The organism is Gluconobacter potus (genome assembly GCF_015244705.1).
Taxonomy (GTDB): Bacteria; Pseudomonadota; Alphaproteobacteria; order Acetobacterales; family Acetobacteraceae; genus Gluconobacter; species Gluconobacter potus.
On record NZ_JABCQF010000003.1, the window covers coordinates 221,668 to 236,222 of the forward strand.

Here is a 14,555-nt window from a genome sequence, read left to right on the forward strand (position 1 = left end):
ACAGCCAGCTTTCACGTTCCGTTCGCAAAACCCGCAAAACATCCTCGCCGGATTTTCCCCTACCCGCTACACTGGCGACAATGCCCCGCGCCCCCACCTTTCTCTCGCCATTCGACGCTCCGGCCCTCGTCGCCCGTCGCGGCCTGTCCTCGCTCCTCACCCCGGATGGCGAACTGCTGGACCTCACGGCAGAGGAAACCCGCGAGCGCCTCACCCAGCTTCTCCCGCCGCTTCTGGTCCACGGTCCCGCCGCCCTGCGCGCGCTGGATCTCTCCCCGCTTTCGCAGCCTGTCCCTTGGTTCGACCTGCTGGACCTTTTCCTGTTCGTCCGCCCCGCCACAACCGTCGCCCCCACCCCGCGCGGACTGGCCCTCGCCCTCAGCATCGAACCACCCGAAACCATCGGCGCGGACCTCCTCCCCGTCCTGTGCGAAACCCTGCTCGATGAACTGCGGCACAAGGCCGAAACACCCGAAGGCACCCGTCTGCGCGCCCTGATGGTCCCCCTGACCCGCGCCGGCTGGGCCTGGAGCGGCGAAGTCACGGACGTCCTCGGAACCCCGCGAGACACAACAGGCGCCCATCCCTACGAAGCCATCCGCATCTGGAAGCGCCTGCCACGCTGGGAAGAAACCGCTCCCCGTCCCGCGCCCGGAAGCCAGCCCGTCTCACCCAACGCCGCCCGCCAGCGCCTGCGCGAAATCCTCGGAGAAAACGCCGAAATCCGCCCCGGACAGGCCGATTTCGCTTCCGTCGCCACAGCCGCGTTCGAGCCACGCGAAAGCATCGGCTCCCCCAACGTCGTCCTCGCCGAAGCCGGAACCGGAACGGGCAAGACGCTGGGCTACATCGCCCCCGCCAGCCTCTGGGCCGAACAGAATGATGGCGCCGTCTGGGTCAGCACCTACACCCGCCACCTCCAGCGCCAGATCGAACAGGAACTTCGTCGCCTTTACCCGGACGAAACCACCCTGCGGGACAAGGTCGTCGTCCGCAAAGGCCGCGAGAACTATCTGTGCCTGCTGAACATGGAAGACCTGCTCAACGTCGCCACCTCTCGCGGCCCTGACGGTTACGCCGCCCTGCTCCCCATGGCCCTGCTCGCCCGCTGGGCCGAAGCCAGCCGCGACGGCGACCTCATGGGCGGAGACCTTCCCGGCTGGTTCGGCGAACTCTTCGGCCATGGCACATTGTTTGGCGTCGCCGACCGGCGCGGCGAATGCATCCACGCCGCCTGTCCGCATTACCAGACCTGCTTCGTCGAACACGGCATCCGCCGCGCCCGTCAGGCCGATCTGGTCGTCGCCAACCACGCCCTCGTCATGTCACAGGCCGCCTGGGCCGCCCTCGCCCCACCCGGCCTGCCCGACGAAGACACCACACCCACGCGCTATGTCTTCGACGAAGGCCACCACATCCCCGACGCCGCCGACAGCGCCTTCGCCACAGCCCTGTCCGGACTCGAAGCCGCCGAACTCCGCCGCTGGCTGCTCGGCGCCGAAGGCAGCCGTTCCCGCGCCCGAGGCCTGCAACGCCGCCTGGACGATCTGGTCGAACGCCTGCCCATGATCGACACGCCGCTTCAGGCCGCACTTCAGGCCGCCCGCGCCCTGCCCGCCCCCGGCTGGAGCACGCGCCTGCGCCCGCAGGCCGAGACCGGACAGGACCCGGACCTTCCCCCGCTCCCCGGCGAAACACCCTTGCTGATCCCGGAAGAGCCCGCACCGGAAAACCCGTCCGAAGCCTTCCTCCGCGCTCTGGACCATCAGCTCCGCGCGCGACAGACCAAGGACACCCGCGACGGCTATATTGCGGCGGAATGTGACCTTCACCCTGTCAATGACGATGTCGCCAGCGCCGCCGAAACCCTTAGCCGCGCCCTGACCCGCCTGCGCGATCCCATCAGGATGCTGGCCGACCGTCTCGCCGCACAGGCCGAGGACGACGCGGAAATGGACGCCCCGACTCGCCAGCGCATCGAGGCCATGATCCGCACCCTGCACCGTCGCGCCATCAGCCGCCTGTCCGGCTGGATCGGCATGCTGGACGCACTTCAGACGCCCCCCGAACCCGACGTCACCCCCACCTTCGTGGACTTCATCCGCACCGAACGCCTGCCCCGCACCCGCGCAACACAAGGCGATCACGACATCGGCCTGTACCGGCACTGGCTGGACCCGACCATTCCCTTCGTCTCAACAATCCAGACACCCGCGCACGGCCTGCTCATGACGTCCGCCACCCTGCGCGACCAGACCGGCCACGGAGACGCCCAGAACGAGGCGAGCTGGCACGCCGCCGAGCTGCGTCTGGGCGCCACACATTTCCTGAAACCGCCGATCCGCGCCTCGGTCATGAGCCCGTTCGACTACGCGACGCAGACGCGCGCCTATGTCATCACGGACGTCTCGGGCGAAATCCCGTCACTGGCACACGCTTTCCGCGCCCTGTTCGAAACCGCAGGCGGCGGCGCGCTCGGCCTATTCACGGCTATCCGCCGCCTGCGAGAAGTCCACCGCCGCATCCACGAACCACTGGAAACACAGGGCTTCCCGCTCTACGCACAGCATGTCGATGCCATGGACAACGCCACCCTGGTGGACGTCTTCCGCACCGAAACCCATAGCTGCCTGCTGGGCACGGACGCGATGCGCGACGGCGTGGACGTCCCCGGCGAAGCCCTGCGCATGGTCGTGTTCGAAAAAACGCCCTGGCCCCGCCCCGACATCCTCCACCGCGAACGCCGCCGCCTGCTCTCCGAAGGCCGCCCCGGCGATTACGACGACCGCATCACCCGCATGCGCCTGCGACAGGCTTTCGGTCGCCTGATCCGTCAGGGCACCGATCGCGGCGTCTTCGTCATGCTGGACCGCCGCATGCCCTCACGCCTGCTCTCCGCCTTCCCCGACGGCGTGGACGTCCGCCGCATGCCACTGGCCGAAGCACTGGAAGACATCGCCCGCTTCCTGCGCCCAGAAGAACAGGAAAACGGACCGCCCCTCCTTCAGGGCTAACCCAGGGGCTGAACCGACTGCTGGGCCAGGCTGCGCATGCTGGTCGCCAGACGGTCGCGCAGCTGGTGCAACTCCTTTTCCTGCTCCTGCGCCCGCTCGGCCGCGAGCCTGTCATTCTGCGCCATTTCGCCCAGAGCCTGCGTCACCTTGTCCGCCGCCTGCGCCAGCGCTTCCATCTGCGGCGGGTCCACACCCCGGCTCGCAGCAGTCGTCCGCGCCGCATCCAGCGCACCATCGGCCACGAGCCCAAGGATCTTGCGGTCCGCCTCGTTCAGCGCGTCGCGCGCTGTGGCGGCATTGCGGTTATCCACCTGCCCCAACGCCACCGCACAGGCCGCCTTCAGATTGGGAATGGTCTTCGTCAGCGCCGAATGGAGCGCCATGATCCGCGCTTCCGCCGCCTCACGCGTGCTCTTGATCATCGGAATGGTCAGGGCAGCCCGCATCAGCCCTTCGCGCTGCTCGCTCAGATGCCCCGAGAAATTCGCCAGACGCCCGCGCAGTTCCATGACCTCGGCCGCATCCACAGGGTCCTGCGTCTCCAGCGCATGCTGCCGCAGCGCCTCAACTTTCCGCTCGCCCTCTTCAAGCGCAAGCTGTCCGGCCGCGATGTCGATATTCAGCTCCCGAACACCCTGCCGAAGCGCCTGATACATGTCCTCGAACGACGCGATGTTCCGCTTGAGATCGGCAATCGTAACCCGCGCCTTGGCCTCCTGCTGATCCATCAGGGCATTGAACTTCTTGCGGTTCTCGGCAAATCCGCTGAGCGCATCCTTCGCGCCCCCGAGCAGACCTCCCATTTTCGCCAGAAACCCACCCGGAGCCGCACCTTCGCCCCGCGCCAGCTTCTGAAGCTCACCAATGCGCAGGATCTTCACACCATCCAGAACACCCGCCGCGATTTCTCCAACCGCATCGCTCTCGCCGAGCGTCCGCCCGGCCAGCATCCGGTCCGAAACCTTCGCAAGCTCCCCCAGAGCCCCCATGCCATGCAACAGAAGCGTGTTCAGATCTGCAAAATCGATCATCTCCGCCCGCCGATGCGCCTCTTCAACCATGTCCGCCGGCAGACGGCTGATCTCCACCAGCCGCGGAAAAGCCGGCATCGGCTCCAGCTCTGCCGATACAGCTCCAGCGGCAACCGGAACCTCAGTCTTCACAGGAGCGGGCGCAGGCTCGTCGGCATAAAGATCGCTCAGATCCAGCGGTCTGGTCTCGTCAGCACTCATGTCAGTCATCCAGCGTCAGGGTGAAGGTCGGATCGATGCGAAACTCCGGGTCGGGCTTACCGGTATCGTACATCGCCGTCCCGACTGCCAGAAACTCGACGATATGATCGCCCCAGACATGCGATTCCTCGCGCAGTGTCGTTCCGATGATCTCATTGGCCCCGACCTCCGCTGCGTGGGCCGACATCCGCTCCATCGCGTGCTCGCGCGCCGTGTAATAGGCCTGCGTAAACAGATCGAGTTCCACACACTGCATGGCCTGTTTGAGCGTCGTCATCAGGCTGCGGCGCGGAATATGCTGCACACAGCACCCCAGAACCAGATCAAGCGGCCGCCGCCCGGACCGCAGCGCCAGCGCGAAATCCTGCCCCGACAGATCGGACGTGAACGGCCGCCCGTCCGGACGCCGATATCCCGGATGCCCCTCGGCATGGACGATGGCTGTCCCAAACGCCCGGAATTCCAGCATCCCGCTATCGGCAAGCTGCGAAATCTCCAGCCGTGTCCCCACGATCCCATCCGCGCCAAGCTGCTCGGCCTCTTCGCGCATGATCTCGACCGCCTTCTCACGCGCGCCATACATGGCCCCCGTCAGATCCTTCAGCTCATAGGACGTGTTGCGGAACTGCGTATTGGCCTGCACCTTCCAGATGCTGTTCCCCAGACACAAGCCCAGCGCCCGGAACCCGGCCTGCTCCACAACCAGCAGTTCGCGCACACTGAAATCCGATGTCGCAACCCGCCCGCCAGCAGCCCTCACAGGTGGCATCTCACCACCCTGCACCGGTTCGAAAGCACCGCTGCCGCCCCAGCCCGGAGGAAGACTGTCAAAACCCGGAACCTGATCAAAGATACCCATGGGAATCCCGCTGCAAAATCCAAAAGAACACGAGGCCGTCCAAAAGCAGCCTCAGAAAAGATCACCCAGCCCGTCGAACAGACCACCGAGCCCCTCGGCCACTTCGCTGACGACCTCGCCGCCAGCCTCAAGCCCAAGAACAGCCGCCTCGACGCGCCCTTCCCCGGCCTCTTCCTCAACCTCGATCCGGTTTGAAACGCCTGCAAACAGCGGTCGATGCTGCACGGGTGAGCGCACGGCCTCATCAAGCGCACAGAGCATCGCAGGCGAAACAGAACCCTGCCCCCCAATCCGCCGATAGCCAAGAATGCTCACAGCCGCCCGCACCCGGATCGACTTCACGATACCCCGCTCCGACCGGACCATCAGCCCGACCGTCTCGTCATGCCCCAGCGCCCCGTCCCAGTCCTGACAGACCGGATCGTTCCGCAAACTTAGCGCCGCCGCATCCCGCGCTGCCCGCTTGGCCTGCGTCAGAAGCACGCTTTCCCCGAGCGTCATCGCGTCGAAAAAACCTTCCAGAGGCCCCGTATACCGGACCTCCTCCCACGTCCCGACGCCATAACTCACCGGCACGATCCCCGCCGCAAGCGCCACATCCAGCGTCGCCGCATTCCACGGCACACAGGGGATCACACCGCGACGCCCAAGCTGCGGAACCCGCACGGCCTCGCCATGCAGCATGAACCCCAGCGCTCCGCCATGATGCTCCAGCCGATACCGCAAATTCAGAACCGCATCCGCCCCCAGCGCCCGGGCCTGCTCACGGATCCGATCTGTCGCTGTCCGCCAGCCCGCCTCATGCACGGCCTGCCAGTCCAGACCGGACTTCCACCAGGTTTCCGCATGAACATTCCCGATCGGCACCATCGCCATCGACGGCGCAAGCAATGCCTGCCGCACCGATCCCAGCCGCACCAGAGGCCGGGGCCTGCCGCCCAACTCCTGAAAAGCCCGCGTTTCAAGGGCCTTTTTCGGACCTGAAGACCACGGAAACAGCCCCATCACGGCCGAAAATCCGTCAGTTCCGCCGCAGCCTGCCCCTCACCCGAAACCGCCAGCCCCGCCTCGTGCATCTTCTGGCGCAACTGCACGATCCAGTCCCGGACAGGAACCTGTTTTCGGCTGATGACCACTCCCCGAACCTCGTGAGCAATCTCCGCCACGACCGCAGCGCCCTCACGCCGAAGCGCAAAAACCCGCGTCTCGAACCGCAGGGAAAGCCCTTCGATCTCAACCGTCCGCTTCAGCCAGCCCCGGGCCCTGCGCGACACCGTCGTCTGGCGCGGAAAAGCCTGCTCGCAGAACACCGCGAACTTCTCCAGAAAGCGCTCACGGCTGCCCTCGGCTTCCCTGATCAGCGCCGCAAGATCGTCGATATTCCCGCTCATGAGCCCCTCTCCGAGATCCCTGTTACATTTCGACAGGTTGCAACCCCCGTCAATCAGGAAATTACGCCCCCGGAAAGTTCGCACAAAAAAAGCCCCCGACCACACGGGCCGGGGGCTCTTCAGGACCCCGAAAGGTCCAGGCCGTTTTTCAGACTGGCAGGATCAGAAGTTCAGACCGGCCTGCAGGAAGAAATAACGTCCCTGATAGAAGCTGCCATAGGTCGCGCCGGCGCTGTTATCCACGCCACTGGCCACGAACGGCGGCTTCTTGTTGGTGATGTTGTTGATGCCGCTCTCGAAGTTCCACTTCTTCCAGCGATAGGCCAGCGTCAGATCCTGCTCGATCATCATCGGCGTCTTGTAACGGCCAGCCGTCGTGGAGTTCAGGAACTCGGACTGATCGTTCCAGCGCATACCGCCGATGAACTGCACCATATAGGTCGCCGTGAACGCACCATGGGTCCAGCCGAACGTCGCATAGTCACGAACGCGCGGAATACCATAGGAGGCATTGGCGTTGTTCGGACCGCCGGCATACAGCAGCGCACCCGTGTAGTTGGTGAACGCGCCACCCGGAACCAGCTGCTGCGTGTAGTTCAGCAGGTACTGGAAGTTGTTGGACACCGACAGGACGTCGTGACGGGCCACACGGATACGATAGTCGAAGTCGAAGTCCACGCCGCTCTCATGCAGGGCACCCGTGTTCTGGTCCGTTGCCGAAACCGTGTTGATCTGGCCGTTGGACAGACGGTTCACGAGGTTGCACAGCGAGGCGTTGGTCCCGGTGTAGCAGCCATCCAGGATGTACTGCGTCGGAAGCGCACTGATCGTGTGATTGACCGAGTAGTGCCAGAACTCACCCGAGATGGAGAGGTTCGGAATCCAGCGCGGCGTGATGATCGTACCGAACGTATAGGTCCGGCCCACTTCCGGCGCGAGATGTGCGTTACCGCCACCCAGCGTCGGAACCTGACCGGTGCCGGACTGATGGAACGTGGACGAGTTGATACCCTGCTTGGCACAGGTCGCAGCCACCGTTGCAGCAGCACCGCCATAGGTACCGACCTGAGCCGCATCGCACGGATCATTGGCAAGGTTGTAGCTCAGCGACTGGCCGCCATACAGCTCATAGACGTTCGGCTGACGATAGGACGTACCGATCGTACCGCGGAAACGGATGTCCTGCGTCGGAGCCCAGTTGATGGACGCCTTCCAGTTCTTTGCCGTATCCGACGTCGTGCTGTAACCGGACGCACGCCCCTGCACGTCAACCGTCAGATCCTTCGCAAGGAAGACGTTCTTCAGCAGCGTCGCCTTGGCTTCCGCATAACCTTCCGTCACGTCGAAGCCGCCGCTGGTCGGCAGAACCGTGTTGGTCAGGCTCTGGCCGCTGCTGATCAGTTCGTCAGGCGTGTTGGTCAGCTGCTCGCCACGATGCTCGAAACCCACCGCAATCCCCAGATCGCCGCCGCCCTTCCAGGGCATCGTCGTCACGTGGTTGTTGTTGATGCGCAGGTTCCAGTCACGAAGCTGGTAATGCGAATGCGTGTTCGTATTGTAGTTGACGTAGGACGCTGCCTGACTGCCCATCGTCCCGAACGGATTGCTGCACCCGAAAGACGGGCAGACCGACGGGTTGTAGACCAGGGCACTCGTCGAGCTGGACGGGTCAACCTGCTGCAGACCATAGGCATTCAGCAGGTTCGTATAGGACCCGACGTTCTCCAGGTGATCCGTCGACATGTTGGAGCCATAGGTATACGACAGGTCGTAATCCCAGCCATAAGCAATGGCGCCGTTGATCCCCACCTTGGCCGTGACCGTATCGGTCGCATTCTCGTCGCGACGATCCCCGAGTTCCGTCAGACGCTTGGTAATGTCGACATCCTGACCGAAGGGATTGTTCGGATCGTTCGCCGGCACCGTCAGAACGGACGGCAGGGTGCTGGGAGGCACGGAACCGTCAAACGGCTCGGCCGCCATGTAGCTGGAGCTGGTCCGATGCGAGTACATCACATTGGAATACAGGTTGGCATGCCGGTTGAACTCGTAGTGGAAATCACCCGAGAGGCTGGCATCCTGAAGCTGGTTGATCAGGCTCTGGTGACGACCGTAATCATAACGGTTGTTCGTGCCCCAGTCGCTGACCGTCTTGCCGTCCGGTGCAACGGCAGCATTCAGCCCCGATGCGCTCTGGACATGCGTATAGTTGGAATAACCGGACCCGAAGGTCTCTCCACCCGAACCCACGGGGTTATCCGTCAGCTGCACCGGATTGGCCCAGCTACGGTTACGCTGCAGGACGCCGCCCTGCGTCATGTACTGACCGAACAGCGTCAGGTTGCCCTTGTCATGATCGAAGTTCCAGCCCTTGTAGGCGGAAATCATGCCCGTATCGTTGTCGCCCTGCCCGGTGATGCCACCACGGATCGTGATGTTTCCGTCCGACAGATCATGACGCATCTTGATGTTGATGACGCCCGAGACGGCATCGGCACCGTAAAGCTCGGAACCGCCATCCTTCAGGATTTCGACGCTGGCAATCTGCTGGATCGGCAGCGCGTTCAGATCGATGCAGTTCGTCTGCCCGTTCAGCGTGGCGCGCTTGCCATCGATCAGGACGAGAACGCGGTTCGATCCCAGGTTACGGATGTCGGTGCAAGATGCACCACCCGTACCATTGGTTTCCGAGTTGTTCGTGCCCGTTCCGCCGATGGACGGAATACGTGCGAAGAAGTCGCTGAGCGTCGTGGCGCCCGTCTGCTGGATCTGCTTCGCCGTCACGATCTGGACGGGGTTGGCGTTCTGGTTGTTCGAGGAGGCCAGAGCCGATCCCGTAACAACCATGCGCTCGGTCCCACCCGAGACACCCTGCGATTCAAGCAGTGCGGCACGACGGCGGCTGGAGTAAGCCGGCGCGGTCGTGGCGACAGGAACGGCGACGGACGATGTGGTGGCAGGAGCAGCGACAGCGGCGGTCGTGCCCTTGGTAGCAGTCGTCGGGGTGGAAGCCTTGTGATGCACAACCTTGTGGGAACGGTGTTCCGGCTGCGTCGTGGAATCAGCGAAAGCCGTCCCGGACAGGGTCCCAACCCCGAGAATTGATGCACACAGCAACAAATGGCGACGAGATGTGTTCATCAAAGAACAAGATCCTTCAAAAGAATGATGGACCCTCTCTAAAGATGTCAGAGCGTTACTGTCACGAAAAATACATACCTGCCATGCTTTTACGGGGCACTTGAATGCAACATGTGTTCTCCACGCAACAGTTATACCCCTGCCCCGTTTTTTCGTTATCTTTCAGCAACTAAATAGGCAAAGAAAAAGCCTCTGACCCGCAGGCCAGAGGCTTTTTTGCAACATCTGGGGGGCCTTCCCGGCCCCTTCCTTGGAAGGGACAGGAAAGGGACCGGACTTCGATCAGAAGTCCATGTCACCCATGCCGCCCATGCCACCAGGAGCGCCGGCCGGAGCCTTCTTCTCAGGGCGTTCGGCAACCATGGCTTCCGTCGTGATCAGCAGACCGCCAACCGAAGCGGCGTCCTGCAGGGCCGTACGCACAACCTTGGTCGGATCGATGATACCGGCCGCAACCAGGTCCTTGTACTCACCCTTCTGGGCGTCGAAACCGAAGACATAGCCGTCGTTCTCAAGCACCTTGCCTGCGATGACCGCACCGTCTTCACCGGCGTTGAACGCGATCTGGCGCAGCGGAGCCTGCAGGGCCTTGCGGACGATCTCGCCACCAACGCGCTGGTCGTCGTTGTCGAAGGTCAGACCCTTCAGAGCGGAGGATGCGCGGGCCAGAGCCGTGCCACCACCCGGAACGATGCCTTCTTCAACGGCAGCGCGGGTTGCGTGCAGGGCATCGTCAACGCGATCCTTGCGCTCCTTCACCTCGACCTCGGTGCTGCCACCGACGCGGATGACGGCAACGCCACCAGCCAGCTTTGCCAGACGCTCCTGGAGCTTCTCGCGGTCGTAGTCAGACGTCGTTTCCTCGATCTGCGCACGGATCTGGTTGCAACGGCCCTTGATGTCGTCGCTGTTGCCAGCGCCTTCGACGATCGTGGTGTTTTCCTTCTCGATGTGGATCTTCTTGGCGCGACCCAGCATTTCGAGCGTGACGGATTCCAGCTTGATCCCGATGTCTTCGGAGATCACCTGGCCGCCCGTCAGGATGGCGATGTCTTCCAGCATGGCCTTGCGACGGTCACCGAAGCCCGGAGCCTTGACGGCAGCGATCTTCAGACCACCACGCAGCTTGTTTACGACCAGCGTGGCCAGTGCTTCACCATCGACGTCTTCGGCGATGATCACCAGCGGACGACCGGACTGAACAACGCTTTCGAGAAGCGGCAGCATCGGCTGAAGCGAGGAGAGCTTCTTTTCGTGGATCAGGATGTACGGGCTGTCGAGGTCAGCCGTCATCTTCTCCGGGTTCGTCACGAAGTACGGGGAAATGTAGCCACGGTCGAACTGCATGCCCTCGACAACGTCGAGCTCGGTGTGCAGGCCCTTGGCTTCTTCCACCGTGATGACGCCTTCAGAACCGACCTTCTGCATCGCAGAAGCGATCATCTCGCCGATTTCGGTCTCGCCGTTGGCGGAAATCGTTCCGACCTGGGCGATCTCTTCCGGAGACGTGATCTTCTTCGTGTTGTTCTTCAGCTCTTCAACGACGACGCCGACAGCCTTGTCGATGCCGCGCTTGAGATCCATCGGGTTCATGCCGGCGGCAACAGCCTTGGCACCCTCACGGATGATGGCCTGGGCCAGCACGGTTGCGGTCGTGGTGCCGTCGCCTGCGATGTCGTTCGTCTTGGACGCGACTTCGCGGACCATCTGGGCGCCCATGTTCTCGAACTTGTCAGCCAGTTCGATTTCCTTGGCAACCGACACACCGTCCTTGGTGATGCGCGGTGCGCCAAAGCTCTTGTCGAGAACAACGTTACGACCCTTCGGGCCCAGCGTCACCTTGACGGCATTTGCGAGGATATCAACGCCACGCAGCATACGCTCGCGGGCATCAGCGCCGAACTTTACGTCCTTGGCAGCCATAATTCTTACTCCTGAATGAGGTTCTTACGAGAGGAAACGGGGACGGCTGATCAGCCGATCACACCCATGATGTCGCTCTCTTTCATGATCAGCAGCTCTTCGCCGTCGATCTTGACCTCGGTGCCGGACCACTTGCCGAACAGCACCTTGTCACCGGCCTTGACGTCCAGAGCCACGATCTGGCCCTGCTCGTTGCGGGCACCCGGGCCGACGGAAACGACTTCGCCTTCGGTCGGCTTGTCCTTGGCGGTGTCAGGAATGATGATGCCGCCGGCGGTCTTCTCTTCGCCCGTCAGGCGACGGACCACCACGCGGTCATGAAGGGGACGAAACTTCGTCATGGATCGCTCCATTTGTGGCCACACCCTTGTACAAAGCAGCGTGACCGGGTTGCTGCACTCAATGACTGCAGTGCATTTTGGCACTCTCACATGGAGAGTGCCAAAGACATAGTCGCCCCCACCCTCGGCGTCAAGGATTCTCGCTTTCGTCCGAAGAGGCTCCGGAAGAAAGTCTGCGCCCGTCCAAAAGCGCCTGCACCCGCTGTTTCTCAAGCGTTTCAGCCAGTTTCTGCCCCCTGGTGCGGCCATGCAGACGGCGGTTCGCATCGGCAACCTTCGCATCCTCTACGCTCTTGCGGCGTTTGCGTTCCCGACGGAGATTGATGACGTCGCTCATGGCTCATGGCCTTCCGGGCATTACAAGACTGGACACACAGACATGAAACACACTCCTTCGGACAAGAAAAACCCCGTTTCCGGCACGGAAGGTCACCTGACCAGCCTGACCGCATCCGATGGCCACAGCTTCAAGGCCTGGGAAACCGGCTCCGCGGAGTCGCCCTTTGCCGTCATCGTCGTGCAGGAAATTTTCGGCCTCACCACCCATATCCGCAATGTCTGCAACGATTTCGCAGCCGAAGGCTTCCACGTCCTCGCCCCGGCCGTCTTCGACCGCGTCAAACCCGACATCATTCTGGAATACACACAGGCCGGCGTGACCGAAGGTCTCGAACTGCGCAGCAAGATCCCGTCCGAAAAGACCCTCGCCGACATCGCCGCCTGCGCAAAAGCCCTGCGCGACGCCGGCCACAGGAAAGTCGGCATCATCGGCTTCTGCTGGGGCGGTCTCCTCGCCTGGCTCACCGCCACCCGCACGCATGACGTGGATGCAGCCGTAAGCTGGTATGGCGGCAGCATCGGCAACCATGTCGAAACAGCACCGCACTGCCCGGTCGAACTGCATTTCGGCGGCGAGGATTCCTCCATCCCCCACACCGAAATCCAGAAGATCCGCGACGCCCGCCCCGAAGTCGAGGAATATGTCTATGACGACGCCGGCCACGGCTTCGGCTGCCCCGAGCGCCCGAGCTTCAACCGCGATGCCCGTGACCTCGCATGGTCCCGCAGCGTCGATTTCCTGAAAACCAATCTCGCACGGGACTGAAGCACACCCTCAGTACCATCGCCGGGAGCCGGCATCTCAAAGCGGTGACACAGACAGTCGCAAAACCGTGGAAGAGGTCTATAATAACGGCAATCCCGGCACACCCGGCGCCGGATCATACAGGAGTTTCAAGATGAGCACCAATCCGCTCAAAGACGATCCCAGACGCGACGCCGCCATTCGCCACGAAGCGCGCCTCCTGTGGGAAGCCGACGGCAAGCCGGCCTGCGGTCCCGAAGGCTATATCGAGAAGGCGACCGACCTGATCGCCATCAAGGGCGTCCCGCAGGGCACCCCGGTCAAGGACCTGCCGCCGCCGGAACTCGACGGCGTGGAAATCGACGATGCCCGTGCAGGCATTGATGTCGACGCAGACCCGAACCACAATTTCGACTGATCCCGTCAGCCGATCACGGTTCCAGCCGCGCCCGCATCACGCAGGCGCGGCATCCGCATGGCCTCAGCCCTGCTTCAGAACACGCCCTGCAACGGCACCAAGCTTGGCCACCAGCTTCGGATCACGAGCAGCCGGTGCCGTAATGATCGCATGATCCAGAGCCCGCTCGGCGCTCGCATCCACCGGACGCTTCTTCCCCAGCACCGGAATGACCGCCTTCACCAGGCGGCGCGCATTATCCGCATTCCCTTTCATGACCTTCACGACAGCCTCGACCGTCACACTGTCATGGTCGGAGTGCCAGCAGTCGAAATCCGTGACCATCGCAACGGTCGCGTAGTTCATCTCCGCTTCACGTGCGAGCTTGGCTTCCGGCATGTTGGTCATACCCACAACCGAACAGCCCCAGGACCGGTACAGCTCGCTCTCGGCGCGCGTTGAGAACTGCGGACCTTCCATCACCAGATACGTCCCGCCCCGCGTGAACGGAATCCCAAGCGCAGCCGCCTCGCCCTGCACCACATCCAACACACGCGCCGAAACCGGGTCCGCCATGCCAACATGCGCCACGCAGCCGGTGTCGAAAAAGCTCTTCTCACGCGCGAAGCTGCGGTCGATGAACTGGTCCACCAGCACGAAATGCCCCGGCGGCAGTTCTTCCTTGAGCGAGCCCACAGCCGAAAGTGACAGGATATCCGTCACACCGGCCCGCTTGAGCGCATCGATATTGGCGCGGAAGTTCAGACGCGACGGCGGAATGGGATGCCCCCGCCCGTGACGCGGCAGGAACACGCACTGCACGCCTTCAAACGTGCCGAACAGCAGTTCGTCCGAAGGCTCACCCCAGGGCGTTTCCACCCGGCGCCATTCCTTGTTCTCGAGTCCGTCAATGTCATACAGCCCCGAGCCACCGATCACACCGATGACGGGCTGGATTTCCTGTTCCGAAGACATGTCTGTTCCTGATTTCTGGTTGATCCGCTCGCCCGTTCTGGACCACGAGACGGCCCGACACGCAAGTCTTGCGACCCGCAGGCAGCGTGTTGCAGCATTCAGAGAAACTTTTTCACAAAACGCTGCCGTTTTTACGAAATGAAAACGTCTTTGCGCCATCGTCCCGCCACGGATCACCGGCAGGCATGCATCAGCCAA

The 14,555-nt window shown here is 62.9% G+C and carries 12 protein-coding genes; 3 read left to right on the forward strand and 9 right to left on the reverse strand.

Translation table 11 applies throughout. The features are described from left to right. Positions 1-80: 80 nt before the first annotated feature. Complete coding sequence (locus HKD31_RS07435; protein WP_194264735.1) at positions 81-3,014, forward strand: ATP-dependent DNA helicase; 2,934 nt, start codon at positions 81-83, stop codon at positions 3,012-3,014. Here the strand turns inward: HKD31_RS07435 and HKD31_RS07440 are convergent. The 8 genes from HKD31_RS07440 to HKD31_RS07475 all read right to left on the reverse strand — a co-directional run bounded on the left by HKD31_RS07440 (position 3,011) and on the right by HKD31_RS07475 (position 12,238). Further along, positions 3,011-4,246, reverse strand: a complete 1,236-nt coding sequence (locus HKD31_RS07440) for a toxic anion resistance protein (protein ID WP_194264734.1) — start codon at positions 4,244-4,246, stop codon at positions 3,011-3,013. The genes HKD31_RS07435 and HKD31_RS07440 overlap by 4 nt on opposite strands. Before the next feature lies 1 nt (position 4,247). Further along, positions 4,248-5,105 carry a heavy metal-binding domain-containing protein gene (locus tag HKD31_RS07445; RefSeq protein ID WP_194264733.1) on the reverse strand — a complete coding sequence of 286 codons (858 nt, stop codon included), beginning with the start codon at positions 5,103-5,105 and terminating at the stop codon, positions 4,248-4,250. 51 nt (positions 5,106-5,156) lie between these two features. Then, positions 5,157-6,113, reverse strand: coding sequence for a hypothetical protein (locus HKD31_RS07450; RefSeq protein ID WP_194264732.1), 957 nt, complete (start codon positions 6,111-6,113; stop codon positions 5,157-5,159). Beyond that, a complete protein-coding gene (locus HKD31_RS07455) occupies positions 6,110-6,496 on the reverse strand; it encodes a hypothetical protein (protein WP_194264731.1) in 387 nt (128 codons plus the stop codon). The genes HKD31_RS07450 and HKD31_RS07455 overlap by 4 nt, the downstream gene beginning before the upstream one ends. A 162-nt stretch (positions 6,497-6,658) precedes the next feature. Then, entirely contained in the window at positions 6,659-9,637 is a 2,979-nt protein-coding gene (locus HKD31_RS07460; protein WP_194264730.1) for a TonB-dependent receptor domain-containing protein, read from the reverse strand. A 282-nt stretch (positions 9,638-9,919) separates the two neighbouring features. Next, complete coding sequence (gene groL / locus HKD31_RS07465) at positions 9,920-11,560, reverse strand: chaperonin GroEL (RefSeq protein ID WP_062495641.1); 1,641 nt, start codon at positions 11,558-11,560, stop codon at positions 9,920-9,922. Positions 11,561-11,610: 50 nt separating this feature from the next. Continuing rightward, the gene (groES, locus tag HKD31_RS07470) at positions 11,611-11,901 is read right to left on the reverse strand and encodes a co-chaperone GroES (protein ID WP_062027127.1); all 291 of its coding nucleotides are present in this window, start codon (positions 11,899-11,901) and stop codon (positions 11,611-11,613) included. A 130-nt stretch (positions 11,902-12,031) separates the two neighbouring features. Continuing rightward, positions 12,032-12,238 carry a DUF4169 family protein gene (locus HKD31_RS07475; RefSeq protein ID WP_062495645.1) on the reverse strand — a complete coding sequence of 69 codons (207 nt, stop codon included), beginning with the start codon at positions 12,236-12,238 and terminating at the stop codon, positions 12,032-12,034. 42 nt (positions 12,239-12,280) lie between these two features. On the opposite strand from HKD31_RS07475, the gene HKD31_RS07480 reads away from it, so the two are divergent. Further along, positions 12,281-13,006 carry a dienelactone hydrolase family protein gene (locus tag HKD31_RS07480; RefSeq protein ID WP_194264729.1) on the forward strand — a complete coding sequence of 242 codons (726 nt, stop codon included), beginning with the start codon at positions 12,281-12,283 and terminating at the stop codon, positions 13,004-13,006. Positions 13,007-13,139: 133 nt separating this feature from the next. Further along, complete coding sequence (locus HKD31_RS07485) at positions 13,140-13,403, forward strand: hypothetical protein (protein WP_228120338.1); 264 nt, start codon at positions 13,140-13,142, stop codon at positions 13,401-13,403. 63 nt (positions 13,404-13,466) lie between these two features. Here the strand turns inward: HKD31_RS07485 and HKD31_RS07490 are convergent, their stop codons facing one another. Beyond that, positions 13,467-14,357, reverse strand: coding sequence for an S-methyl-5'-thioadenosine phosphorylase (locus HKD31_RS07490; RefSeq protein ID WP_194264728.1), 891 nt, complete (start codon positions 14,355-14,357; stop codon positions 13,467-13,469). Positions 14,358-14,555: the final 198 nt, after the last annotated feature.